This window comes from Pseudomonas mandelii (assembly GCF_002251635.1).
Classification (GTDB): domain Bacteria; phylum Pseudomonadota; class Gammaproteobacteria; order Pseudomonadales; family Pseudomonadaceae; genus Aquipseudomonas; species Aquipseudomonas mandelii_B.
This window is the reverse complement of sequence record NZ_NMOJ01000205.1, coordinates 22,732-48,085: the sequence shown is the minus strand read 5'-3', so window position 1 is coordinate 48,085 and position 25,354 is coordinate 22,732. Positions and strand designations below refer to the sequence as shown.

The 25,354-nt window shown below is 56.9% G+C and carries 25 protein-coding genes and 1 tRNA gene; 11 read left to right on the top strand and 15 right to left on the bottom strand.

Features of this window, described 5'->3' with window-relative positions:
- Positions 1–257 precede the first annotated feature (257 nt).
- The 6 genes from flgE to B7L09_RS25330 form a co-directional block, all read right to left on the bottom strand.
- Positions 258–1,574 (bottom strand): flagellar hook protein FlgE, encoded by a 1,317-nt coding sequence (gene flgE, locus B7L09_RS25355; RefSeq protein WP_094471133.1) that lies wholly within the window; start codon positions 1,572–1,574, stop codon positions 258–260.
- Positions 1,575–1,605: 31 nt separating this feature from the next.
- Positions 1,606–2,328 carry a flagellar hook assembly protein FlgD gene (flgD, locus tag B7L09_RS25350; RefSeq protein ID WP_094471132.1) on the bottom strand — a complete coding sequence of 241 codons (723 nt, stop codon included), beginning with the start codon at positions 2,326–2,328 and terminating at the stop codon, positions 1,606–1,608.
- 15 nt (positions 2,329–2,343) lie between these two features.
- Positions 2,344–2,787, bottom strand: coding sequence for a flagellar basal body rod protein FlgC (gene flgC, locus B7L09_RS25345; protein ID WP_094471131.1), 444 nt, complete (start codon positions 2,785–2,787; stop codon positions 2,344–2,346).
- Between the two features lie 3 nt (positions 2,788–2,790).
- Complete coding sequence (gene flgB / locus B7L09_RS25340; protein ID WP_003214246.1) at positions 2,791–3,198, bottom strand: flagellar basal body rod protein FlgB; 408 nt, start codon at positions 3,196–3,198, stop codon at positions 2,791–2,793.
- Positions 3,199–3,563: 365 nt separating this feature from the next.
- The gene (gene cheR, locus B7L09_RS25335; protein WP_094471130.1) at positions 3,564–4,391 is read right to left on the bottom strand and encodes a protein-glutamate O-methyltransferase CheR; all 828 of its coding nucleotides are present in this window, start codon (positions 4,389–4,391) and stop codon (positions 3,564–3,566) included.
- Between the two features lie 46 nt (positions 4,392–4,437).
- Positions 4,438–5,370 (bottom strand): chemotaxis protein CheV, encoded by a 933-nt coding sequence (locus B7L09_RS25330; protein ID WP_094471129.1) that lies wholly within the window; start codon positions 5,368–5,370, stop codon positions 4,438–4,440.
- Between the two features lie 82 nt (positions 5,371–5,452).
- Between B7L09_RS25330 and flgA the strand changes: the two genes are divergently transcribed.
- The 4 genes from flgA to B7L09_RS25310 all read left to right on the top strand — a co-directional run bounded on the left by flgA (position 5,453) and on the right by B7L09_RS25310 (position 8,061).
- The gene (flgA, locus tag B7L09_RS25325) at positions 5,453–6,214 is read left to right on the top strand and encodes a flagellar basal body P-ring formation chaperone FlgA (protein WP_094471128.1); all 762 of its coding nucleotides are present in this window, start codon (positions 5,453–5,455) and stop codon (positions 6,212–6,214) included.
- Between the two features lie 165 nt (positions 6,215–6,379).
- Complete coding sequence (gene flgM, locus B7L09_RS25320; RefSeq protein WP_094471127.1) at positions 6,380–6,706, top strand: flagellar biosynthesis anti-sigma factor FlgM; 327 nt, start codon at positions 6,380–6,382, stop codon at positions 6,704–6,706.
- A 48-nt stretch (positions 6,707–6,754) separates the two neighbouring features.
- Entirely contained in the window at positions 6,755–7,222 is a 468-nt protein-coding gene (locus tag B7L09_RS25315; protein ID WP_094471126.1) for a flagella synthesis protein FlgN, read from the top strand.
- 92 nt (positions 7,223–7,314) lie between these two features.
- Positions 7,315–8,061 carry a flagellar brake protein gene (locus tag B7L09_RS25310; RefSeq protein ID WP_094471125.1) on the top strand — a complete coding sequence of 249 codons (747 nt, stop codon included), beginning with the start codon at positions 7,315–7,317 and terminating at the stop codon, positions 8,059–8,061.
- A gap of 65 nt (positions 8,062–8,126) precedes the next feature.
- On the opposite strand, the gene B7L09_RS25305 is transcribed toward B7L09_RS25310, so the two are convergent.
- From B7L09_RS25305 to B7L09_RS25290, 4 genes are all read right to left on the bottom strand, one after another.
- Positions 8,127–9,497, bottom strand: coding sequence for an MFS transporter (locus B7L09_RS25305; RefSeq protein ID WP_094471124.1), 1,371 nt, complete (start codon positions 9,495–9,497; stop codon positions 8,127–8,129).
- A gap of 69 nt (positions 9,498–9,566) precedes the next feature.
- Entirely contained in the window at positions 9,567–10,808 is a 1,242-nt protein-coding gene (locus B7L09_RS25300) for a glutamine synthetase family protein (protein ID WP_176457769.1), read from the bottom strand.
- A 200-nt stretch (positions 10,809–11,008) separates the two neighbouring features.
- Positions 11,009–11,701 carry a sensor histidine kinase gene (locus B7L09_RS25295; RefSeq protein WP_094471122.1) on the bottom strand — a complete coding sequence of 231 codons (693 nt, stop codon included), beginning with the start codon at positions 11,699–11,701 and terminating at the stop codon, positions 11,009–11,011.
- Entirely contained in the window at positions 11,698–13,302 is a 1,605-nt protein-coding gene (locus tag B7L09_RS25290) for a tetratricopeptide repeat-containing response regulator (protein WP_094471121.1), read from the bottom strand. Before B7L09_RS25290 ends, B7L09_RS25295 begins: the two co-directional genes overlap by 4 nt.
- A gap of 204 nt (positions 13,303–13,506) precedes the next feature.
- Here B7L09_RS25290 and B7L09_RS25285 point away from each other — a divergent pair, with 204 nt between their 5' ends.
- Positions 13,507–17,652 (top strand): CheR family methyltransferase, encoded by a 4,146-nt coding sequence (locus B7L09_RS25285; RefSeq protein ID WP_094471120.1) that lies wholly within the window; start codon positions 13,507–13,509, stop codon positions 17,650–17,652.
- Between the two features lies 1 nt (position 17,653).
- Here the strand turns inward: B7L09_RS25285 and B7L09_RS25280 are convergent, their stop codons facing one another.
- On the bottom strand, positions 17,654–18,193 hold the full coding sequence (locus tag B7L09_RS25280; protein ID WP_094471119.1) for a hypothetical protein: 540 nt from the start codon (positions 18,191–18,193) through the stop codon (positions 17,654–17,656).
- Between the two features lie 145 nt (positions 18,194–18,338).
- Positions 18,339–18,415 (bottom strand) — tRNA-Arg (locus B7L09_RS25275).
- 96 nt (positions 18,416–18,511) lie between these two features.
- Between B7L09_RS25275 and B7L09_RS25270 the strand changes: the two genes are divergently transcribed.
- Complete coding sequence (locus tag B7L09_RS25270; RefSeq protein WP_010457180.1) at positions 18,512–19,723, top strand: site-specific integrase; 1,212 nt, start codon at positions 18,512–18,514, stop codon at positions 19,721–19,723.
- Here the strand turns inward: B7L09_RS25270 and B7L09_RS25265 are convergent.
- Complete coding sequence (locus tag B7L09_RS25265; protein WP_010457182.1) at positions 19,720–20,208, bottom strand: hypothetical protein; 489 nt, start codon at positions 20,206–20,208, stop codon at positions 19,720–19,722. The two genes, B7L09_RS25270 and B7L09_RS25265, sit on opposite strands and share 4 nt — an antisense overlap.
- A gap of 183 nt (positions 20,209–20,391) precedes the next feature.
- Here B7L09_RS25265 and B7L09_RS25260 point away from each other — a divergent pair, with 183 nt between their 5' ends.
- The 3 genes from B7L09_RS25260 to B7L09_RS25250 all read left to right on the top strand — a co-directional run bounded on the left by B7L09_RS25260 (position 20,392) and on the right by B7L09_RS25250 (position 21,421).
- A complete protein-coding gene (locus B7L09_RS25260) occupies positions 20,392–20,592 on the top strand; it encodes a helix-turn-helix domain-containing protein (protein WP_010457184.1) in 201 nt (66 codons plus the stop codon).
- Between the two features lie 114 nt (positions 20,593–20,706).
- Positions 20,707–20,943: a helix-turn-helix domain-containing protein gene (locus tag B7L09_RS25255; protein ID WP_042932640.1), complete on the top strand. Its 237-nt coding sequence runs from the start codon at positions 20,707–20,709 to the stop codon at positions 20,941–20,943.
- 16 nt (positions 20,944–20,959) lie between these two features.
- Entirely contained in the window at positions 20,960–21,421 is a 462-nt protein-coding gene (locus B7L09_RS25250; RefSeq protein ID WP_238547508.1) for a hypothetical protein, read from the top strand.
- 182 nt (positions 21,422–21,603) lie between these two features.
- Here the strand turns inward: B7L09_RS25250 and B7L09_RS25245 are convergent, their stop codons facing one another.
- Complete coding sequence (locus B7L09_RS25245) at positions 21,604–22,173, bottom strand: hypothetical protein (RefSeq protein WP_010457188.1); 570 nt, start codon at positions 22,171–22,173, stop codon at positions 21,604–21,606.
- Positions 22,174–22,434: 261 nt separating this feature from the next.
- Here B7L09_RS25245 and B7L09_RS25240 point away from each other — a divergent pair, with 261 nt between their 5' ends.
- Positions 22,435–23,097: a DUF4145 domain-containing protein gene (locus B7L09_RS25240; RefSeq protein ID WP_010457190.1), complete on the top strand. Its 663-nt coding sequence runs from the start codon at positions 22,435–22,437 to the stop codon at positions 23,095–23,097.
- 90 nt (positions 23,098–23,187) lie between these two features.
- On the opposite strand, the gene B7L09_RS25235 is transcribed toward B7L09_RS25240, so the two are convergent.
- Positions 23,188–23,877: an AbiV family abortive infection protein gene (locus B7L09_RS25235; protein WP_010457191.1), complete on the bottom strand. Its 690-nt coding sequence runs from the start codon at positions 23,875–23,877 to the stop codon at positions 23,188–23,190.
- A gap of 540 nt (positions 23,878–24,417) precedes the next feature.
- Here B7L09_RS25235 and B7L09_RS25230 point away from each other — a divergent pair.
- A complete protein-coding gene (locus B7L09_RS25230) occupies positions 24,418–25,338 on the top strand; it encodes a hypothetical protein (RefSeq protein ID WP_010457193.1) in 921 nt (306 codons plus the stop codon).
- Positions 25,339–25,354: the final 16 nt, after the last annotated feature.

The window sequence follows — 25,354 nt, the reverse complement described above, 5'->3', positions numbered from 1 at the left end:
TCAGTCCTCTGGATTGGTCGGGGGTTTTCTTTTGCCTGAAGGAAAGTGGTGGCCGGGCTGACGCCTTCGCCGGCAAACCTCGCTCAGGGGACCGAGTTGGCTCGGAGGAATGCGATCAACTGTAGGAGTGAGCCTGCTCCGGGCGGCGTTCCGACGATGAGGCCAGCACTGATAACCAAGATGTCTACGCCAGGGACAAATCCCGGCCATAAAAAAGCCCCTCTGGCGAGGGGCTCTTTATTCAGCGCTAACCTGCATCAGGTCATCTGAATGATCGTCTGCATGATGGTGCTCTGGGTGGAGATCGTCTTGGCGTTCGCCTGGTAGTTGCTCTGGGCCTTGATCAGGTCCACCAGCTCGTTGGTCAGGTTGACGTTGGAGTTCTCCAGGGATTTGGACACGACCGCACCCAGCGTACCGGTTTTCGGTGCATCGACACCCGCCACACCCGAAGCGAAGGTTTCTTTCCAGCGGGTACCGCCGATTGGCTGCAGGCCTTGCTCGTTGGCGAAGCTGGCGACCGCTACCTGGCCGATGGCCTTGGTTTGCTGGTTGCTGAAGTTGGCGGTCATGACACCGCTTTCGTCGATGGTCAGGCTGGCAATCTGGCCGGTGGCATAACCGTCCTGGTACTGCGCAGTACGGGCGGTTGGCGAAGCGTAGGAGGTGGTTTTGGTCATGTCGAACGCAATACCGCCGGCGGCTGCGTCCGAGCCGTTCAGGGCCCAGGTTGGCGGGTTGGAATTTGGGTTAACCAACACGCCCGGCTTCCAGCCTGTCATGGTCAGGGTGTTGCCGACTTTAGTCCAGCCTGCACCGGCCGTCAGCGTCTTGATGCTGCCATCAGGGTTGAAGGTGATGTCGGCAGTGATTGGCACCTGAGGAACGGCAGTCGGGTCCGTTGGGCTACGACCGTCCATGTAGGTGTAAACGGTCCAGGAGTTGGATGCCGCATTTTTTACGTAGTACTGATCCATCCTGTGCTCGTTACCTTGGGTGTCGTACACAGGGGTGGAAATGGTTTTGTTGTAGCTATTGGTGTCTTTGACGTTGAACGGCGTCACTGTCGGCAGTGGGTCCGACGAGTTCAGGTTCAGCGTCTGATCGATACGGGTCGTGGCATGTGGCGCCAGGCTTGAGGTGTCGATTTTCAGGTCGGTCAGCACACCGTTGATGATCTTGCCGTTGGCATCAACGCCATAACCCTGCAAGCGGTTACCGTTGTTGTCGACCACGTAGTTTTCAGCGTCAGTCTTGAACGCGCCGGCACGGGTGTAGCTCAGGGAGCCGTTGTCGCTGAGGATGAAGAAACCGTTGCCCTGGATACCCATGTCCAGCACGTTGCCGGTGTTGTTCACGTCGCCCTGGCCGAACTGCTGGGAAACGTTGGCCAGACGCACGCCGTTGCCGATGGTCTTGCTGCCGGTACCCAGGCGCGTGGCCGAGTACACGTCTTCGAATTCTGCACGGGACGATTTGAAACCGGTGGTCGCTACGTTGGCAATGTTGTTGCCGGTTACGTCCAGTTGTTTGTTGGCCGCATAGAGACCGCTAAGGCCGATATTGAAAGACATATTCCACTCCTTTGTGCCGTGTTAGTCGGCTCTATATACCAATGGTTTGTACTTTGGACAGGGCAACACTGCCCAGGCCTGCCAGGTTCAGCATCAACTCACCGCCGGTCTGGCTGATGGTCACACTGTTGACGGTTGCCGGCAGGTAAGTCACCAGCGAGGTCGCCTTGCTGTCATAGGTCGCGGTGGCGGCAAATTTGTACTTGCCGGCCTTGGCCACTTCGCCTGCATCGTTCTTGCCGTCCCAGATGAAGCTGGCGTTGCCGGCCTTCTGGCTGCCAAGGTCGATGGTGCGAATCACTTTGCCATCGGCGTCGGTGATCTTGATCGTCACCGGATCCACCGATGCCGGAACCACGGCCGTGCCGTTGAAGCTCTTGGAGGTATCGACGACCGCTGTGTCGGTCTGCGCGACCACTGAGCGGCCCACCAGCGAAGACGCTTGCAGCGCTTGCGACGAGTTGTAGTTGCCGGCAATGCCGCTGACCGTATCGTTCAGCGTGGTGATGCCTTCCAGGCTACTGAACTGTGCCAGCTGAGCGACGAAGTCACCGTTGTCCTGAGGCTCGAGCGGGTTCTGGTTTTTCAGCTGGGTGACCAGCAATTGCAGGAACGCATCCTTGCCCAACGCCTTCTTGCCGGTAGCGCTGTTGGTCGCCGAGGTCAGGCCGTCGGCGCTGGTGTTGGTCTTGACCGACGAATTGGCCAAGACATCCTTGATGTTCACGCCGCTGGTGGTATCGGTAACACTCATCTGAGTCGCCCCTTATCACTGACCGAGGGTCAGGACCTTCTGCATCATGGTTTTGGCGGTATTCATCATTTCCGCGTTGGTCTGGAACGAGCGGCTGGCGGAAATCATGTCGGCCATTTCTTCGACCACGTTGACGTTGGGGTAGTAGACGTAGCCCTTGGCATCGGCGGCCGGATGGTTTGGCTCGTAACGGGCTTCCAGGTTGCTCTGGTCTTCGACCACACCGAGTACCTGCACGCCCTGGCCTGCGGCATCCTGATTCTGGAACAGCGAATCGCCGCNGCCGCTCTGGCCGCCCTGGAACATGGTGGCGAACACCGGGTGACGGGCGCGGTAAGTCTGATCAATGCTCGAAGACACGGTCTCGGCGTTGGCGATGTTACTGGCGACGGTGTTCAAACGCGTGGTCTGCGCGCTCATGCCACTGCCGGCAATATTGAAAACACTGGCTAGGGACATGGCTTACTCTCCACGCAGGGCTGACATCAGCCCTTTGAATTTGCTGTTGAGCAGGGTGAAGCTGGCCTGGAAGTTCACCGAGTTCTCGGCGTAGGCCGATTGCTCAAGTTGGGCATCGACGGTGTTCTGATCGATCGACGGTTGCATCGGCGTGCGATACAGCAGCGACTCGTCACCATTGCCCAGGCCTTGCGCTTCAATATGACGGCTGTTGGTCATGTTCAAGGCAAAGGTGCCGTTCTTGGTCTTGTCCTGCTGTGCAGCGAGCACAGCGGAGAAGTCCAGGTCCCGAGCCTTGTAGTTCGGGGTATCGGCGTTGGCAATGTTGTTGGCCAGGACTTCAGCACGCTGGGCGCGGAAGCCCAGGGCTTGTTCGTGGATACCGAGCGCTTTATCGAAGCTGATGCTCATGGCGGGAAACCTTCGGGTGACCTGATTTTTCGTATCAGAGACATAGCAAGCGGCGTGCCAATTCAAAAAAGCCCGGAAACCGGGGCTTTGCCGGCAGTGGCAAGGCGGCAATGCCAGAAAAGCGGCAACCGATGTCCGCCGTCTGCCGCTTTTCTGCCGCTTATCCCCTCTAAAGAACACCACCACCCCCTGTGGGAGCGAGCTTGCTCGCGATGGCGTCGTGTCTGCCGACATCTGCATGGTCTGACCCACCGCAATCGCGAGCAAGCTCGCTCCCACAGGGTTCAGCGGTGTTGGTGAGATATTGGCAGGCAAAAAAAACGGGAGCCGCTGAGGGCTCCCGTTTTTTTGATGCTGCCAACGAATCACTTCGCCTGGTAAATGATCCCCGGGCTGCACTGGACCATCTGGTAATGATCCGGCAAACCGTTCAGCGCTTCGGAGGCGCCGAGGAACAGGTAACCGCCGCGCTTGAGCGTGCCGTGAATACGCAGCAGGATGTCCTTCTTCACTTCGGCCGAAAAGTAGATCAGCACGTTGCGGCAAAACACCATGTCGAACTTGCCCAGGCTGGCGTAGCTGTCGAGCAGGTTGAACGAACGAAACTCCACCCGGCTCTTGATCGGCGCCTTCACCGCCCAACGCCCGGCCCCTTTCGGGTCGAAGTGACGTTGCAGGCGCTCCGGGGACAAACCACGGCCCAGGGCCAGGCTGTCGTACTCGCCAGTCTTGCAATTGGTGAGCATGGTGCCGGACAAGTCGGTCGCGACGATTTGCGCGCCCATCTTCAACTGGCCCATGTTGACGCGCTCGAACTCATCGATGGACATCGACAGCGAATACGGTTCCTGACCCGACGAGCACGCCGCCGACCAGATCCGCAGGCGCTGGCCGGGGGCCGCCTTGATCGCTTCGGGCAACACCTTGTTCTTGAGCACTTCGAAGGGGTAGGTGTCGCGAAACCACAAGGTTTCGTTGGTGGTCATGGCATCGACCACCATTTCCTTGAGCCCACTGCGCGGCTGACCCTGAATGCGCTGAACCAACTCACCCAGGGACTTGATGCCCTGCTGCTCCATCAGTTTGTTGAGACGGCTGGATACCAGGTATTGCTTGTTTTCACCAAGCAATATGCCACAGGCTTTTTCCAGGAAGACCCGGAACTGTTCGAAATCCAAATTACCCGTAGACAANGATACCGCCTCTTTAATCGTGTTAACCGCCAGGGGCAGAANCCCCCTAGCCGTGATCTGCTGCCTTGATCCGGTCGACTACCCGGGATGCCAGGTCATCAGGGCGGAATTTGGCCAAAAAGTCATCAGCACCGACCTTCTTGACCATCGCCTGATTGAATACACCCGACAATGAAGTATGCAGGATGATATGCAATTTTTGCATGCGTGGATCGTTACGTATCTCGGCCGTCAGGGTGTAACCGTCCATTTCCGGCATCTCGATGTCGGAAATCATCATCAGGAATTCTTCTTCCGGCTTCTTGCCCTCATCCACCAGCTTGCGCAAGTAATCCAGCGCTTGCCTGCCGTCGTTCAATGCCACCACTTCGACGCCGACCGTTTGCAGACAACGAGTCACCTGCTTGCGCGCCACCGACGAGTCATCGACCGTCAACACCCGCAAGGACAGCGCCTTGTGCTGGGTTTCGACATCCACCACGCCGACCGAAATCGCTTCCGGTGTCGGCGCCACTTCTGCCAGCACTTTCTCGACGTCGATGATTTCGACTAACTGATTGTCGACCCGNGTCACCGCCGTGAGGTAGTGATCGCGCCCGGTGCCCTTGGGTGGCGGATGGATCTCCTCCCAGTTCATGTTGACGATGCGCTCCACCGAGCGCACCAGGAAACCCTGGGTCTTGGTGTTGTACTCCGTGATGATCACGAACGGGTTGCTTTGATCTTTAAGGGCGCCGGAGCCGGTCGCCATTGCCAGATCAAGAATCGGAATGGTCGCCCCCCGGATACTTGCCACACCGCACACGACAGGACTGGACTTGGGCATCAGGGTCAGTTTGGGGCATTGCAGCACTTCCCGAACCTTGAACACGTTGATCCCATACAGCTGCTGGCCGTCGAGACGGAACAACAACAGCTCAAGGCGATTCTGCCCAACCAATTGCGTGCGCTGGTTTACTGCATCCATTACACCAGCCATGCACAGACTCCTACACCAACGCTTAAGTGTGTTGCGACGCACGTTCATTGCTAAACGGCACGGCGCTTGCTTTTTAACTCTTATGAACACAGAACCGACATTTTTCCGACGCCTGACATCAACCTTCCGCAAATTGCTTTGCGCGATGTCGGCCGTTTGCCTGTTCAACGCTGGCAGCCCTGCCCTTGCTGACGCGGTTACCTTGCCTGACATGCTTATCGGCGTCACTCAGGGCTTTCTTGAGTTCACCGTAGAAGACTATTTGGCTACGAGTCAAACGGAAGGTCGCTACGAAATCGAGGTCAACCAGCTCGATCCGCGACTGCGCATGCCCATGTGCGACAAGGAATTGACAGCCACCCTTGAGAGCCCGGCGACCCCGATCGGGCGGGTCACGGTCAAGGTCCGCTGCGACAGCACATCCCCTTGGACAGTCTTCGTGCCCGCTCAAGTCCGCCTGTTTCGGGACGTTGTCACCACCACCCGACCGCTCAAACGCGCCGGGGTCATCGAGCCAGGCGACGTCATGCTGCGCGAGCGGGACATCAGCCTGATCAACCAGGGTTATTTCACTTCCCTGGAACANGCCGTCGGGCAGAAACTTACCCGACCAATGGTCACCGACCAGGTCCTGACGCTGGTCCATCTCGAACAGGCGGAAGTCATCAGCAAGGGCGATCAAGTGGTGATTACCGCCCGCAGTGGTACGCTCAGCGTGCGTATGCCGGGCGAAGCCCTATCCAACGGCGGCCTGCGTGAACAGATTCGTGTGAAAAACCTCAACTCCCAACGGGTCATCAAGGCGCAAGTCACCGCGCCGGGCCAGGTGGAAGTGGCCATGTAGTACGATCTGCTGGTGAAAGATGGCGCGCCGCCCGGCGGTTCCCTAAACTGTGCTGCAGGCAGGACAAGCGCTGACGCATGCAAGCTCATTGATAAATGGGCCTAAAGTTTTCGCAGGGAGAGCCGAAAACATGGCAAGCGTCCAAATACCCAGAGGTTTTTTATCATGGTCATTGATTTCAGCCGTTTGAACAGCTCCTCGTCACTTACCGGTAGTACGCGTACCAGCACCGCGAAGGAAACCGCCGAAACCGGCAAATCCGCGCCGCTGAATACCCCGGCCGAACAGGCCAGTACCGCCAAAAGCGGGGAATCGGTACACCTGAGCAATGAGGCTCAACAGTTGCAGAAGGTCACTGACTCGCTGCGCGATCAACCCGTTGTCAATAAAGCCCGCGTGGCCGAATTGAAGCAGGCCGTCGCCGATGGCAGCTATAAAGTCGACAGCAACCGTGTAGCCAGCAAGCTGCTTAACTTCGAAGCCGAGCGCTAGGCAAAGGCCTGCGCAGGGCTTTTGGACGCTTAAAACCCAAGGCCAGCCATGCACGACACTAATTTACTGCAACTGATCACCGACGACTTTGCTCCAGCGCAATACCTGCTGGAGTTACTGCAAACCGAGTCCCTCGCCTTGCACGGTCGCGACATGCCGCTGCTCGAAGATATTCTGGCGCAGAAACAGGCAATGATCATTCTGCTTGAACAGCATGGCCGCAAGCGCAGTGAAATCCTCGCCAGCCTGAATCTGCCGACCGATCGCAGTGGCTTGGAGCAACTTGCCAGCCAGTCGAGCATCGGCGATCAATTGCTGGAACAGAGCGAGAAATTGACCGATCTGCTGGCTCAATGCCAGGCGGCCAACGTCAATAATGGCCAGTCGATCCTGGTCCAGCAGGCCGCCACGGCCAACCAGCTGAAAATCCTCACCGGCGGCGAACCGCCAGCGCTTTACGATGCCCGCGGATCAACCTCCATGCTCGCGAAGCCGCGCCCGCTTAGTCAGGCTTGAGCCTGTTAATGAGCACGCTCTATCAAGACGCCTCACATGCTGGCAGTATGCTAGCAAGTCGCAGTCATATTTTGTCTGGAGAATGANGAACCGTGTTCAACGCCCTTAACGCGGAAGATGCTCCGCAGCCACCCAAGGTGCTCACCACGCCTCTGGAAATCGCCAGCACGTTGCGGATGCTGCAAGAAAGTCATGATCCGCTGATCATCACCTTCCACGAACGCAGCCAGCGCTTCCAAAGCTACCTGGTGGACGTTGACCGGGACAGCAAGACGCTGGCCCTGGACGAAATGATTCCCCGCGACGGCGAACGCTATCTGCTGGCCGGCGAATCATTTCGGGTTGAAGGCTTCCACGAGGGCGTGCGCATTGCGTGGGAAAGCAACGGCACACTGACCATCGATGAGTCCGGTGGCGGTCGCTGCTACCGCGGCACTCTTCCCGATGAAGTGGTCTACCACCAGCGCCGCAATGCCTTCCGGGCTGCGCTGAAGCTGGCGCAACTGGTCGATNTCGAGCTGGGCGGCGAAAAGCTCAAGGCCCCCATCAGCGGCAAGCTGCTGGATATATCCGCCACTGGCTGCAAGTTGCGCTTTGAAGGTGATATTTCCGAGCGCCTGCAACTGGGCCAGGTCTACGACCGTTTTATCGCCGCCCTGCCCTTCGGCAGCATGACCACTTCCGTCGAGCTGCGTTACCTGCACTTCGAAGACAAGATCAACACCACCTTCGCCGGTGTGCGTTTCCACAACATGAGCGGCCTGGTGCAGCGCCAGGTGGAACGTTTCGTCTATCAGCTTCAGCGTGAAGCGCGCCGCTTCGATAAAGACGACATGTAATACAACGCTTCAACAAAAAACGGGCAGTCCCTTGCGGCGACTGCCCGTTTTTTTATGCGCCAGCTTTAAGGCCTGGCCTCGGTAAAGCTTTGCTCGCGACCTGCATCCGGGTCTTCTGGCGGTGGATCGTTTTCGGGATCCGGCTCGGGTTCGGGCTCCGGATCAGGGTTGATCGGGTTCTGCATCTGGTCCTGCACCACCTGTTCATCGACCCGTGGGTCAAGGCACGCCACCAGTGGCGAACTCGACATGCTGTCCGGCATGGCCACGTGATGCAGCGGCGCATCTTCGACCTGATGCAGGTTGGTGACGGCTTTCGGGCGAATCCGCCACACCAGCACCAACGCGAAGAAGCTGAAGAAGGCATACAGCATGTGGCTGCCAAACAGCTTCATCAGGACACCGGCCAAGAGCGGCCCGATACTCGCACCGACCCCGTAAGTCACCAGCAACATGGCCGTCAGCGACACTCGGCGATCACCCTCCACNTGGTCGTTGGAGAAGGCCACCGCCAGCGGATACAGGCAGAACATCACCAGCGAGCAGAAGAACCCGGCGACAAACAGAACCTCCAGCGGTACCTGCTGCATGATCGCCAGCGGCAACGCGGTCAGGGCCAGGACCACCGCAAAACAGCGGATCAACAACGCTCGGTCATAACGGTCAGAGAGCCAGCCCAATGGCCACTGCACCAGCAGCCCGGCGAAAATACAGCTACCCATAAACAGACCGACCTGCTCGGTGGTCAGCCCCTGCTGAGAGGCATAGAGCGGCGCCAAACCGTAGAACGAACCCACGATCAAACCCGCGCCCAACACCGTACTGAGCGACTGCGGCACCCGCTTGATAAAGAAGCGCGGCTCCATCGGGGCAGGATGCAGAGGCGCCGGGTGAATCCGCCGAGTCATGGCCACCGGCACCAGGCACAACGCGAAACACAAGGCGACCAGCATCAGCAGTTCCAGGCCCAGGGCCGGGTGCATGACCAGAATCAGCTGGCCCAGCACCAGCCCCAGGTAGGAAGCGATCATNTAGCCGCTGAACACCACGCCCCGCTGCTTGGCATCCGCCTGCTCATTGAGCCAGCTTTCGATGACCATGTACTGGCACATCATGCCCAGACCCACGATCATCCGCAGCACGATCCAGGCTGGCAGCCAGTTGATCAGGCCATGTCCCAACACCGCCGCGCCGACAATCCCGGCGCAGGTGGCATATGCACGGATGTGCCCGACCCGGGCGATCAGGCGATGCCCGATCTTGCCACCCAGCACCAGGCCAAAGTAGTTGGCGGCCATGANCGCACCGACCCACAAGCTGTCGACGTTATCCGCCGCCAGGCGCAGGCCCAGGTACGTACTCAGCAAGCCTGAGCCGATCAACATCATCAAGGAGGCGAAATAAAGGGCTCGAAAAGATTTCCAGATTTGGCGCATCGGCGTTCCGAGCGGCTCCTTGCGGTAAGAACGGGCTATCCGAAAAGATAGCCCGAAGACGACAGGTCGTCAGGCCTGGGCAGCCAGGGTACGGCGCTCCCAGGGCGTAATTTCATCAAAGAAGCTGGTCAACTCCAGGGTCTTCGAAGCGACGTAGCCTTCGATGAACTCCTTGCCAAACAGTTCCTTCGCCAATTGGCTACGTTTCAGACGCTCAAGAGCGGCGTGCAAGGTACACGGCAATGAAAGATTATCCGGCACCTCGAACTCACCCTGGATCGCCGCGCTTGGCTCCAGTTCGTTTTCAATGCCATACAAACCGGCGGCGAGACTCGCGGCGATCGCCAGATACGGATTCGCATCGGCCCCCGGCAAGCGGTTCTCGACCCGACGAGCGGCCGGCGAACTGGCCGGAATGCGCAATCCGGCGGCACGGTTGTCGTGGGACCAGCAGGCATTGTTCGGCGAAGCGAACGGATGGCACAGTCGCTGATAGGAGTTCACGTTCGGCGCAAACAGCGCGGTGAAATCGGCCATGCCGGCCTGCTGCCCCCCAATAAAATGACGGAAGGTCGCCGTCGGCTGACCGGCCTCGTCGCTGAACACGTTCCGGCCGCTGCCGATCTCGACGATGCTCTGGTGAATGTGCATCGAACTGCCCGGCGTGTGCGCCAGCGGCTTGGCCATGCACACCACGGTCAGGCCGTGCTTGAGCGCGACTTCTTTGAGCAGGTGTTTGAACAGGAATGTCTGGTCGGCCAGCAGCAACGGATCACCGTGCAGCAAGTTGATCTCGAACTGGCTGACGCCCATCTCGTGCATGAAGGTGTCACGCGGCAAGCCCAGGGCCGCCATGCAGGCATAGACTTCACTGAAGAACGGCCGCAGACCGTTATTGGAACTGACACTGAACGCCGAATGCCCCTCCTCGCGACGACCGTCCAGGCCCAGCGGCGGCTGGAACGGTTGCGTCGGGTCGGGATTGGGCGCGAACACGAAGAATTCCAGCTCGGTTGCCACCACCGGCGCCAGACCCAGCGCCGCGTAACGGGCGATAACCGCCTTGAGTTGGCCACGGGTCGACAGCTTCGAGCTTTCGCCGCTCAGTTCATCGGCGTCGCAAATGGCCAGTGCCCGCGGTTGCTGGCTCCAGGGCAGGCGGTGAATGTGCGCCGGGTCAGGCACCAGCGCCAGGTCACCATCATCGCTGCCGTAAAAACGTGCCGGCGGATATCCGCCCATGATGCATTGCAGCAGCACACCCCGCGCCATCTGCAAACGCCGTCCTTCGAGAAACCCCTCGGCGGTCATTACCTTGCCACGGGGCACGCCGTTCAAATCCGGCGTGACACATTCAATCTCATCAATGCCCGTCAATCGCTGTGCGAGTGAACGCTGGCCATCGGTTGTCATGACGCAATCCTTTGTAATTGTGCGAGCCGCGAACGGCGACCCGTACAAAATAGGCTCCGCCTGTTCGGAATATCAAGCAGCGCACACAAAAAGAAACGTCAGGGCAGATAGAGGCTGAATACACCGCCGCCCAACGGGCCGCCGTTGCTGATTCGGGTGCGCCCGCCCACGCCATTGCGCTGGTGCAGCGCGGCAATCCGCCCGGCGAAGTACAGGCCCAGGCCGGTGCTGCTACTGCTGTAGTTGATGCCCTGCACATAGTCCGCCTGAAGCTCGATCATCTCGGCTGGATAGCCGTCGCCATCATCGTTGACGGTCAGCACCAATTCGCCGGCCTCATCGACGACGCTGATCAGCAACGATTGACGGGCGTAACGAATGGCGTTGTTGATGCAGTTGGCCAGCACCGAGGCCACCAGCTCCCGGTCGAAGAAACCCAGGGGGCTCAACGGGTCGACTTCATAGGTCGCGACGATGCCCCGACTGGCGAACACCTCTTGATGGCAAGCCAGTTGTGCTTCGAGGAAATCATCCAGCTCATGGTAGGCCGGCTGCAATGGCAGCTGATTGACGCCCAGCTTGTACAGCCCCAGCAACTGCACGAGCATGCCGTTGAGGTGCGCGAATTCGTACTCGATGACGCCCTGCTCCGGGCTGTGCCGCTCGGGATCGGGCAGGCGGGCCAGCCATTGGCTGTGGGCCTGCATCAGCATGGCCAACGAGTTCTTCATGTCGTGCACGGTGGAGGCAATCACCGTCGAAAAATCCAGTGCAGAGTTGTCTTGGCTCATCCGCTGAACGCCTTGATTTTCAGTTTCTGGTAGCGCGGGTAACGCGCATCGGTGTCGGGCATCATGCCGACCAGTTTCAGGCAGGCCCGGCATTCATCTAGTTCGGCCGACGGTACGCTGGTGTCCGTGCCGTGCAGCAGCGACTGCGCCATGTTCAGCGCGATGCTGATGTTCTTCGGTTGCATGTGCAGGGCCTTGCGAAACACCGCCCGGGCTTCCGCCAGGTTGCCGGTCTTGTACACCTGCACGCCTTGACGGTTGAGTTCGGAGGCCGCGTTGCTCTGACTGAGAATCGTCGGGTCATCGGTCAGTTTGGCGATCCCTTGCATCACCACCGGATCGTCGCCGTAGATTTCCGCGCAGTTTTTAAGCATCGACGCGCCGGCGCTCGCCTGGCCAAGCATTTGCAGCTGCTTGGCCACCAACAACGCCGCTTCGGCGCTCATGAACTGCTCCATGCCATCGAGGCGCATCATCGCCTGCTCGGTGAGCTTCTCGGCGGTTTCGGCGTCGTTGAGCAACAGGCTGGTGGCTTTCATCAGGCGCGCACGGATCTGCAAGCCAGGATCAGAAGGATTTTCCTTGGCCACCAGACTGAGGGTCGTGTTGATCTCCAGTCGGGTGCGGGTATCCAGGCCTTTCTCGCTGCCTTTGCTGATCAAGGCGTGAGCCAGGCCGAGGTTGCTTTCGGCATCCTTGAACCGCGATTGAGCGCCTTGGGACACGGCCTGACGATACGCCTTGGAGGCCGTGTCGAAATCTTCGTTGGCCATCGCCAGTTTGCCCAGCAGCGCTTGCCGACGCACGGCCAGCGGCGACAGGCGAATCGCCTCTTCCAATACTTTCTGCGCGCCCTTGTTATCCCCTTCGACCACCAGCACATCGGCCATGCCGTCATACAGCGCCGGCATCATCGGAAACACTTTCAGGGCTTTTTCGTAGATGCCTTTGGCCTGGCTGACCTGGCCGCGCTTGAACAGCAACTTGCCCAGCCCGGCAAACGCCCACGGCAAGGGGCGATCGGCAATGATGCTGTCGTAGAGACGCTCCAGCGCTTCGTTCTGATTCAGGTCGCGCAAGGCGTCCGCGCGGTAACGCAGGCACAGCGGCGAATAACGGATGTCCTTCTTGCACAGCTCGATGCAGGCATTGAGCACTTCGAGCGGCTTGCCACGATCGAGCGCTTGCAGGATCGGCTTGAGCAAATTCTTGCGTTGTTCCAGACGCTCCAGGCGCTGGGCCAGGCCGGAACGGTTGAACGGCTTGGTCAGGTAAGCGTCGGGTTCGTGTTCCAACGCGCTGAGCACCATGGCCTGACTGGTTTCGGCAGTGACCATGACAAACACGCTTTCATGGCTGATCAGCTTCTCGATCATCAAGTCTTCGAGGACTTGCTGGCCGTTTTTCTTGCCGTCGCCGAGGTGGAAGTCCTGCAGGATGAAATCGTAGGCCTTCTGCGAACACATGCGTAGCGCCTGCTCCCCGGTGTCCGCGGTGTCGACGTCCTTGACCCCCAGTTCACGCAGCATTGACCTGACGGAACTGCGGAAATCCGAGAAATCATCGACGATCAGAAAACTCTTTTGGTGATACGACAGCATCGAAGATTTCCAGGCAATTTGAGAAGAAGACCATGACCGTTCGGGTTATCGGCCAGGAGTGCCGTTCCCTTGAGAATTCCGGCTAATCAAGTGTCTCTAAATATTTGAAGGTGTTATTCATAAACGGGATTATCCTGCTTTATTGATGCGCTTTTTATAACCGCAGTTCTCAATAGACCGCAGTCGCCGACAAAGGCAGAAGAAATGACCAGCACCCCCCAGCACTCGGCCCCAGCTCCTGAGCGTAAGGCCCTGAAGCCCAGCACCCTGGATTTTCCAGTGGTAGGCATTGGCGCGTCGGCGGGTGGACTGCAAGCCATCAAACTGTTTTTCGAGAACATGCCGCATGACAACGGCATGGCGTTCGTGATCATTCTTCATCTGTCGCCCGATCACCAGAGCATCGCGGACAAGATCATCCAGGAATCGACCCGGATGCCGGTCCTGCAAGTCACCGAAACGGTGCCGATCGAGAAAAACCACGTCTATGTCATCTCACCGGCTCAGCGGCTGACGATGAACGACGGAGTGCTTGAAGTCAGCAGCAACGACCCGCGTGAGGCCCGACACGCCTCGATTGATCTGTTCTTTCGCGACCTGGCCGAAGTCCACCGCGAGCGAGCCTTCTGCTTGGTGCTGTCAGGCAGTGGCTCCGATGGCGCAGTCGGGCTGTCGCGCATCAAGGAACACGGTGGCATCACCATGGCCCAGGCGCCGGAAGATGCCGAGTTTGACGGCATGCCTCGCGCCGCCATTGAAACCGGCAATGTCGATTTGGTGTTGCCGGTGGTGGAAATGCCGCAAAAGCTGCTGGAACTGTGGCAAAACTCCCAGGAAATCAGCCTGCCCACCGCCAACGACCCAGACCTGCAAACGTTCGTCTCCGTGTCAGAGCGTGATGCAGCGCTCGCCGAACAGCTGCTCCACGACATCCTGATCCAGCTGCGCACCGGCACCGGTCATGACTTCAAGCACTACAAACGCGCGACCGTGTTACGGCGGATTGAGCGCCGGATGCAGGTCACGACCCAACCCGATCTGGGCGCCTATTTCCACTACCTGCAAAACAATCCCGAAGAAACCAAAGCCCTGCTGGGCGACATGTTGATTGGCGTGACCAACTTCTTCCGTGACCGCGAGGCGTTCGAAGCCCTGGAGCGGGACGTGCTGCCGCAACTGGTCAGTGCCGCCGTGTCGGCGCAGCCCGAGAAGGAAGAAATCCGCGTCTGGTCCGCCGGTTGTTCCACGGGCGAAGAAGCCTACAGCCTGGCGATGCTGCTCAACGATCAACTGCAACTGGACGCCAGCAAAGCCTCACTGCAACTGTTCGCCACCGACATCGACGAGCGCGCCATCAGCATCGGCCGGGCCGGTCTGTACCCGCAAGCGATCGTGACCGATGTACCACCGACGCGCCTGCGGCATTACTTCGTCAAGGAAGATGACCACTACCGGATTCGCAAGGAGATTCGCGAAAAGGTCCTGTTTGCCAAACACAGCCTGTTGTCCGACCCGCCCTTCTCGCAAATCGACCTGATCGTCTGCCGCAACCTGTTGATCTATCTGGATCGCGAAGTGCAGCGTGAAATCCTGCAGATGTTCCACTTCGCACTGCGCCCGGGTGGTTTCCTGTTCCTGGGTTCTTCCGAGAGCGCGGACGCTTGTCACGAGCTGTTCGCCCCGGTGGACAAGCGCAACCGTATCTTCCGCGCCAAGACCGGCACCGCCAGTAGCCGACGCACTCCGACCATGCCGCGTGGCGGTTACGTGCGCAGCAATATTTCCCGTGAGACGCCGCAAAACGCGGTGCAACGCAAACTGTCCTTTGCCGACATTCATCAGCGCGCCCTCGAACGCGCGGCACCGCCGAGCATGATTGTCGATGCCAACGCCGACATCCTGCACATGAGCGAAGGCGCCGGGCGTTTCCTGCGCCATGTCGGCGGTGAGTTGTCACGCAACCTGCTGACGCTGATCCTTCCCGAGTTGCGCCTGGAGATTCGCACCACGCTGTTTCAGGTCCAGCAGAGCGGTTTGGTGGTGAAATCCCGCGCGGTACCGATCTCCCGTGACAACCGGCGCTACAAGGTCGACCTGGTGGCGCAGCCTTATAAGGACGAAGCGTCGGACGGCGAGTTCGTCCTGGTGATTTTCGAAGAGGCCGAAGTCGATCCTTCCGAACAGGCCACCACCCTGCTGCAAACCGAAAGCCAAGTGCTGTCCAACCTTGAACGCGAACTGCAACGCACCAAACTGCACTTGCAGGACACCATCGAACAATCGGAAGTCTCCAGCGAAGAGCTCAAGGCTTCCAACGAAGAAATGCAGGCGATCAACGAAGAACTGCGCTCGGCCACTGAAGAGCTGGAGACCAGCAAGGAAGAACTGCAGTCGATCAACGAAGAGTTGCTGACGGTCAACTACGAGCTGAAAACCAAAGTTGAAGAAACCGACAAGATCAACGACTACCTGACCAACCTGATCGCCTCCACCGACATCGCCACAGTGTTCGTCGACCGCAGCATGCGCATCAAATGGTTCACCCCCCGCGCCACGGACATCTTCAGCATGTTGCCGGTGGATACCGGGCGCTCCTTGCTCGACATCACCCACCGTCTGCACTACGACGACCTGGCCCGCGATGCAGCGCTGGTCTTCGAATCATTGAACATGATCGAGCGCGAAGTCAGCAGCACCGACAACCGCTGGTACATCGCCCGCCTGCTGCCCTACCGCTCCAGCGAAGACCACATCGATGGCACGGTGCTGACCTTCATCGACATCACCAAGCGCCGCGCCGCCGAAGAAGACCTGCGCCTGGGCGAAGAACGCATGCGCCTGGTGGCTGAAAGCACCCGCGATTACGCGATCATCACCCTTGATGAGCAAGGGGTGATCACCAGCTGGAACAAAGGTGCCGAGCTGATTTTCGGTTACAGCAAGTCCGAAGCCGAAGGCGCTTACTACGACTTTATTTTCTCTGAAGCAGACCGCGCCTCCGGGGTGCCTGAAAACGAACTGCTGGCGGTTCGCACTCATGGCCGCTGCGATGACGAACGCTGGCACCTGCGCAAGGATGGCAGCCGGTTTTTCTGCAGCGGCGAGATGACCCTGCTCAGCGGCGACAACCTGCAGGGCTACGTTAAAATCGCCCGGGACCTGACCGGGCATAAACGCCAGCACGAGGAGCAAAGCCTGGCGCTGGCCGAGACCCGCAACACCAACTACCTCAAGGACGAGTTCTTCGCGGTCATGTCCCATGAGCTCAAGCACCCGCTGAACCTGATCCAGCTCAACGCCGAACTGCTGCGGCGCCTGCCGGCGACCAAGACGCTGGCGCCCGCCGCCAAGGCCGTCAACACGATCTGCGATGCGGTCAACAGCCAGGCCCGGATCATCGATGATCTGCTGGATGTCGCGCGGGTCCGTACTGGCAAGCTCAGACTGCAACCGGTTGCCGTGGACCTGGTCAGCGTGCTGCGCGATATCCACAGCGTCGTCCTCAACGAGCGGCACGAAACCACGGTCGAGTTGCAGGTGCCTTCGCAGCCTTTGATGGTGCATGCCGATCCGACACGCCTGGAACAGATCATCTGGAATCTGGTGAACAACGCACTGAAATTCACCCCACCCACTGGGCAAGTGCAGCTGGTCGCCAGCCAGGATGGGAACAGAGTGCGACTGGACATCATAGACAACGGCACCGGCATCGCCGCCGAGAATCTTGAGCACGTGTTCGATCTGTTTGGGCAGGCAGAGAAGCAACATGCCACGCACAACCGTGAAGGGCTGGGGATTGGCCTGTCGCTGGTCCGCCAACTGACAGAAGCGCAACGGGGTTCGGTTAAAGTGAGTTCACCCGGGTTGGGCGCAGGGTGCACGTTCAGTGTCTACTTGCCGATGGCCAAGACTGAACATGACGCTCAAACCGCTACGCAGGTCGAAGGTGCCGGACGGCTGAGCGGTTTGACCATCCTGCTGGTCGACGACTCTGCCGAAGTACTGGAAACCTTGAAGTTGCTGCTGGAAATGGAGGACGCGCAAGTGATTGCCTTCGACCGTCCGGTGGCCGCTCTGGACGCCGCAAAAGGCGCGCACTTCGACCTCATCATTTCGGACCTGGGCATGCCGGTCATGAACGGTCACGAGCTAATGAGCGCCTTGCGGCAACTCCCGCTGCTCAGGGACGTGCCGGCCATTGCGCTGACGGGTTACGGTGCCCAAAGCGATATTCAGAAATCCCGGCAATCAGGCTTCGACCAGCACATTGGCAAACCGGTCTCCTACGATGACTTGATCGAGACCATCGAAGAACTGCGGCGCTCGTCGAACCTGTCGATCGGCAAATGACTCAGCACAGATAGGCGCGTTGCACACTGATGCGCCGATCAATCGCCTGTCGCAGGCGCTCTTTGTGGTCCGCCCACACACCGGGGTCGACTTTGGTGGCGCGCATCAGCTCAAGCATCGCGGCTTTGGCTGCCAGATACTCCGACCAGGCGTCTTCGGAGCGGATTTTCAAACGCTCACGTTCAGTCATTTCCATCCGCCGCAGCGCCAGCGTCGGTTCATCGGTGATCACTGGGGTTAACGTGAACTGCACCCGGTGTGGCGCGACAAACGCCTGAGTGTCCGCCACCAGCTCTCTCGCCCGCCGAGCGCCCCACTTCAATGCGACGCAGTAATACTCACCCACAGTCCTGTCGTGAAATTCCTCGCAAATTGCCCAGCCACTGTCGGCATAAATACCGATAAACACCTGGGTCATGCCCTCATGGCCCACCCGTGCCTGAACCTCGACCTGCACACCATCGCTGAGCACTTCTTCATGGGTGTGGAGAGGCAGCCGGCTGTTGGTCCATAACCAGAAATGTGCGCCTCTGTGTCGCATGGCTTCGCTCCCTGAGTGGTACGAGGAGTAAGGCACAGCAATGACGGACTTGCCATGTAGGTCGTCGGGTTGACCGGGCACAAAAAAGCCCCGCTCGAGGATTTCTCGGGCGGGGCTTTGTCACAGCGCGATGCTGAAAATCAGATGGTGTCCCAGGGCAGGTTCGAACTGCCAACCTTCCCCTTAGGAGGGGGATGCTCTATCCAATTGAGCTACTGAGACANACATAAACACTGGTCTATCCGTCCAGTTGCGTCCGTGAAAACGGGGCCGTATAGTTCTTTTTGCTGCCACGGTGCTGTCACGGAGCTGTATTGATTGAAAACGAAGATCACCCAAAAGCTCATCTATAGCTTGCCTACCGAGCGGAAGGCGTACCGGGTGCATGACACCGTGCAGCCGGGCCTGTTCATCCGCGTGCTGCCGAGTGGGCATAAATCCTACATGGTCACCTGGGGCCGCAACAAGAATGCCACTCTCGGCCGCGTTGGGGTGATGACGCTTGACCAGGCGCGTACCGAGGCTGCCAGGTATCTAGCAGACGCACACGAGCACGGCGAGCCGCTGGCAATCACCCAAGGCCGTAAGGGTGTGGTCCTACCATCCTTGCGCGACTTCATCGACGACACCTATATGCCGTGGTTTGAAACTCACCATAAAGGCCACGAGAAGACCCTGCACACCCTCAACAATAACTTCGCGACGATCATGCCTCAGAGGCTCGACTCTATCACCGGCCGCGACCTCGAGCAGATCCGTACAGGATGGATGCAGTCCGGAAACAAACCTTCAACGGTGAACAGAAAAATGGGATCGATCAGCGGCGTGTTTAGCCGAGCCGTCGAATGGGAATACATCGCCACGCATCCGCTGGCCAAACTGAAGCAACTCAAGGTCGACTCGCTGGGAAAGGTCCGATATCTGAATGCCGATGAGACCAGGCGCCTGCGCGAAGCTCTGGACGCGCGCCAAGACGAGGCGCGGGCCGAGCGCGAGACTGCAAACAAGTGGCGGGCAGATCGCCGCAAAGAGCAGATGCAAAGTTTGCTGCAGTTGCCCTTCACTGACCACCTGAAGTCCCTGGTGCTGGTATCACTGAATACTGGTATGAGGCGGGGCGAACTGTTCGACCTGAAATGGTCGGCGGTGAACTTCCAAACGAAGACGATCACCGCCATCGGCGCCACCACCAAAACGAGCGATACGCGGCATATCCCGATGAACAGGGAGACAATCGGCGTGCTGGAGGATTGGCAAAAGCAGGTCGGAAAGTCTCAGTACGTTTTCCCGAACCAGGAAGGAGATCGCCTGGAGGATGTTAAAAGCGCCTGGCTCAAGCTGCTTAAGCGAGCCAATATCGAGGACTTTCGCTGGCACGATATGCGCCACGACTTCGCGTCACGCTTGGTAATGGCAGGCGTACCACTCAACACGGTTAGGGATCTGCTAGGGCACGCTGACATCAAGATGACGCTACGTTATGCCCATTTGGCACCGGGCACAAAGGCAGCAGCAGTCGACTTAATTTAACCGAACGGAATAATATTCTCCTCCTTCATTGGGACGATAGTGCTGCTCAACTTGTACCTATCGACATGAGCCATCAATTCGCCCCAATGAACACTGAGGGTGAAAAGCTGAATATTTTCAGCAGCAATATTGATGGAGCCGTCGGGGGAGTCCTTCCAAAAGCCTGAACTCACCTTAATTGTTTCCCATATTCGCAGTTCATCGTACGTTAGCGCTTCTGGCAAATTCAGCGCTAGCGACACAAGGCGAGTGGATTCATCTGTAGACCAAACCTTGTCGATTACACTCGCTAGAGTGCTTCCATCTACGCCCAGGGACTGTTGAGCAATTGCGTTAGAAATTGCCCATTCAACCACCGCAGTCAGGGAACGCTTTTGTAAACGCCCCATAATATCCAGCGCGAATTTGATTTTAGGGTCAATCCTGATTCCAACACTTACAGTAGTGCTCGATTCACCCGCCCGCTTACTTGTCTTAGTAGCCATAAATTTCCCCTTCCGCAGTGGTCATTCGAACTGAACTATTGGGCACAGCTTGCGCGACGCGCAAACGCCTGTCAATCCATGCGAATGCATGACTGTATAGCAATTGCTTGCATTATCAGATTTACACATTGTACTCTTCCATCACCCGGCACCTCTCGAGACCGGGCATTTGGGAGAACAACCATGGAACAAGCGCAGCAGATGCCGCCGCTGTCGGTAAGTGTCGAGGAGTCCGCCCGGATTCTGGGTATTTCCCGGTCGGCGACTTATGAATTGATCGCTAAGGGTGAAATCAAGACTTTCAAGATTGGTCGTCGTCGCCTGGCATTGGCATCTGAACTGAAGGCATTCATTGAGCGCGCAGCCAAAATCGGCGCACGGTAATTTGCGAAATAAAGGGAGAGGGGTTGCGCAGGGCTGCGCGGAAATTGCTAAGGCGGTGCTGTAACACCGCCATAGCGAAAACACACTGGATAGCACCAACGTGAAGGACGAACTATGACACGCCACTCTTCAACCGAGCAAGACCGTAAGATGATAGAGGCGCTGCGTAAAGGCCCGGTATCAACCATCGAAGCGGCCCAAGACCTGGATATCGTCCAGCCACCCAATACGATCCGACGCCTCCGGAAGAAAGGTTTCGAGATCCGCACTCATTGGACTCATCAGTCCACCGAACCAGGCCGCCCACCTCACCGCGTAGCCAAGTACATCCTCATGCGCGAAGCGTCTTAAACCAAAGAGAGCGAAGATGCCCTCAGTTTTGAGGGCATTTTCGCGCCTGCCTATGAGTGGCCGTATGGCGACAAAAAGAAAAGGCTTCAAGCCCAAGGCCAAACCATTTGCCATGATGTACTGGCAACTGGGGCAGTCTGCCCCCTATCGTGCGCTGAGCTTCACTGCTAGGGGGGTGCTAATGGAATTGCACATGCAATACAACGGGAAAAATAACGGCGATCTTTCCGCCACACGGACGATGGCAAAAGAATGGGGAGTGAGTTCTCCAAATATCCTGCAAAAGGCGCTGGCAGATCTATTGAGAGGTGGATGGATTATCCTGACCCGCAGCAGCTACTTTTCCCGCCACGGGTCAAGATGCGCGCTATACGCACTTTCCTGGTACGCAATTGACGACTGCCCGGGGAAAGAACTAGAAATTTCCGCTACTACCTCCCCGCTGAAAACCATAAGGGAACTGACAAGCTCCAATTGATCCTGTATTGAATCAATACGCACACCAGTATTGATTCAATACGGGTAAAAAAAACAAATGTACGGTTCCGTCCGGTTGCATTCGGCAACTGCCTTATTGTGTATTGATTCAATACCACTAAATCAATTCGTCCTGTACGGAATCAATACACCCTTATAGATATCTACCATACCAACCCTGTATCACGCGGTGTCAGGATGATTTGCGACCAACCGCTCACACTGCTGCAGCACCTCCACCCAGCGCTCCAAGCCACCAAACTGATCAGGATTCAATCCATTTCCGTCTAGGCTCGTTGCGTCGAAAGTGAACTCCGTACCGCCATCCAGTACGATCTGGTAAGCCTTCCGATACTTCTCATAAACGACCCACCTAGGACGCCATGGGTTGTGTGCAAACGCGTTGCGCACTTGATTAATCATTATGCGTATGCCGAGAAGGTTCGATGCCTTGATAGAGGCGATCGGACCGAAGACTTGAAGCATGGCTTCGTCGGCGGTAAGCGCAGATGTACTCAGTGCAATCTGAACGATATTGTAAATTCCATCGTTTAGATCGGCTTGTGTCGCTTGGGGGTATGCGGGCAGACGCAAGCCATCCCCACCAGTGTGGATATTCACAGCCCGATGGAAGATCGAAACGTCAATACGCTTCTGATTTACCTCCGCATTCAGGCGAATCGCCAAGCCGAGGGTGGCCAGTGCCGTGGCAATTTTGCTGGCAGGGGTTTCGATGCCGTGTCCATTAGACATATATCAAAAACCTCAATACTGACGCCGCTGACTTAAATTGACCTCAAGCCTGAGGATAGCGTCAACACATCACATTCGTGATGTCTCCTTTCCGCCACACATAGGCGTCTAATCGAGACAGATCGGTGCCCGAGTCGTTCGAGCCAAAAATGGCCTGATTCAATGCTTTCCTGCTTTCACACCAAAGGTCGTACTCAGAGAGGCTTGTCGTAACGATACTCGCAGGCCAAGATCAGCCACCTCTCACGGAAGGATAACCAAATGACGGTACTGATTGGCAAGCGCTTCACCGAGCTCGAGAACCAATTAGAGGTATTGCTGAATAACGCCACCCTCAAGCGAAATGATTACGATGGGACCTCGGAGCTTTACATATCACCCGACTTGATACTCAACTGGAATGTCAAAGCTAAATCGTTGATGGCGCGTGTCTGCGGCGCTAACTCGACGCACCTCAAGATGTATGCGGATGCAGATGTACAAGGAATGTACGAATCATATGTAGATCGTCTGAACAGACTTAAAGCAATTTTTCTGGCGGCTAAAGAGGACTTTGAAGGTGGCCACCTCAACACTATCCGTAATCTAGTTCAGGCAGAGGTGTTCACCAGCGAGCTAGAGCAAGCCGAGGAGCTCCTCAAGGCAGGCTACGCAACAGCAGCGGCAGTCATTGCAGGAGTTGTACTTGAAACGACTTTGCGCGACCTGTGTTCCGTCCATGATTTAGAGCACGGTAGCCTGAACAAAATGAACGATGACCTGGCTAAGGTCGGCGCATACAACGCGACTCAAAAAAAGCGGATCACAGCCTTAGCGGCAATTCGCAACAGCGCCGCTCATGGCAAACCTGAGGAGTTCACGGCAGCGGAAGTGAAAGGCATGATCGATGACGTTGAGCGGCTCCTTACAACGACTCTTCAGTGATCAACATTGCATGGAGACGTGCTCAAAACCGAGCACGTCGGATGTTGCAAGAGATGCGAGCGGCAAGTGGTGATGATGTTTTATAATTTTTTAACTCCAAGATGTATGACGGCCTTTTAATTTTTCCCGCAATGCGTTAAGCACTTCAGCCAAAGGATTTTCACTGTGCCGCTCTTCCTCAAGCAACGCATAAAGCTGTTGGACTTCACCAGCAGCCGAAGCTAGATTATTTTTCCACCTTGATAGCATTTGTACCTTGAGGTTGTTAAGCCCCATAAATTCAGCGTTTTGATCACGAATTTTCTCGTAATCAGCTTTAGATATTACATCCTGAGGAGATGTGAACCCACCATCAAAATCAACATACAAAGAAGAGTTCTTTAGACGATTTGACTCCTGATGAAATTCTTCTTGAACAGCTTTAAACGCGCTGACCGCTGCCGGGAGATCATTATTCTTCTCTGCTAACACTTCCTCCTCCGAACGAGGAAGAAAGTACGCATTCATTTTATTCTTACTTTCGTGTCGCCTAAAAACCTTGGAAAGAGTTTTCACATCCACCTCTACTCCAATTAAACAAGAGACGACTGCGGCACCTAATATTTCGACTTTTCCGCATTCTTCAAGGGATATTTGGTGTAACAGATATGCTCTAGGAAACGCTTCGACATCAGCCAATATACCAGCCTCATAGAATAGCCGATCAGCGTTCTCAAATACGCTCAAAGCACCGTCAATAAGACCAAGCGCAAATGCCTCCTGCTCTGGTGTCAGTATCATTAACCTTACTCCCCTTCCATAGGCAAAACGTCATTGTGCGCGAGCAGCAGACCGAAACCAATAGCGGACCTCTGTAGTCGTCAACCAAACAAGATCCAATAACAGCCCGCGACTGCTCCCAGTGGAATATCGAGATATGTGAAGTTTTGATCTCAATGAGACTATTTGGTCTCACTATGCCCCCAGGGGATCAAGCATCTGACGTTGCACGAAGATAACAAGCACCGATCGCGTCCTTCCCATGAGCCCGAGCCAGCGTTACAACACGCACCAACGTCAGATTGCAATCAGCCTCAGAAGCCTTTTGCTCCGTTATGACAGGCTGGCCGCCGATGAACATTACGAATATCCAGTGGGTGAGCATTTGCAGCCCCTTCCGTTATGACAAGAATAGATTCCAGCTCACCAACTTCAGCTCGCAATCACGCCAGTGGCGTTCGACGTAGCTCAGTAAACTAAAGTAGCAGTCGCCGCATTTTGACTTGATTTGCCTTGCTTGGTATGGCTATTTGAAATCATTCACACATGGATGAATGAGCGATGGCGAACAAACGGAAGATTGCTTATGCACACCACCTACCGGGATGGACAGTTGAGGGCGGCAATCGGGAGGCCTTGAAGGCAAGCAGGCGTGTGACACCGGATGAGTATGAGGAGGATATGAGAGGAGCCTTGTATTGCCCCGGATGCTTCACCAACGTCGAACGCACCCCCAAAGAGAAAGACTTGTTTACGAACCAGCGTGACCCTTTCTACCGCCATCTGCAGCGATGGAGTCATGTAGCATGCGTGCTGAGAGCCAAGAAGCCTATCGGCAAGCGCTACGACTCATGGGAGGAGGCGAAAAGGGCGATCGAGCACGAACATCTGGCCATTGTAAAAGAGTTCCTGCAGGAGCGGCCCGAGATCGATCTCGAGCCGAGTGGAGAGTACGACGAGACCCCGGTTGAGGATATGGATGGTCCAATATCGGAAGTCCCTATTGGCAGACACCAGGGCGAATCTTTCGAGCTTCCTAGCAAAATAACGACTGTCGCTGGTATGTGCCGCAACTTTGAAAAAAACAAAGACAAATATTTTTTTCTACCGGGCGCGATACATGCGGTGAAGCTCGCAGAACTTCTCACAGATGTTGCAGACCTTGATCGAAGCGTGCTCGATAAGCCCCAGAAGCCCAAACTCTATTATGGAAAAATCCTCCGCAGCTGGAATGCTGGACGCTTTAACACATCCATCCGCATGACCCGTTTGCGTTGCGGCCAAGGTGCAGGTGACTTTACGGTGAAAATGCCAGATGGTTTTTGCCAAGCCAAAAATATTAATGACGCATCTGTAGGCAGGATCGTCATGTTCTACGGAGTAATCACCAGAAATGGTGGTGGTATCGGGGCTGAGCACCTCGCTTGGGGAGAAATTGCATTGATACCCAAGAAGTACAACGAGCTTTTGATTCCTGAATAGACGGCCTGAAAGCAGG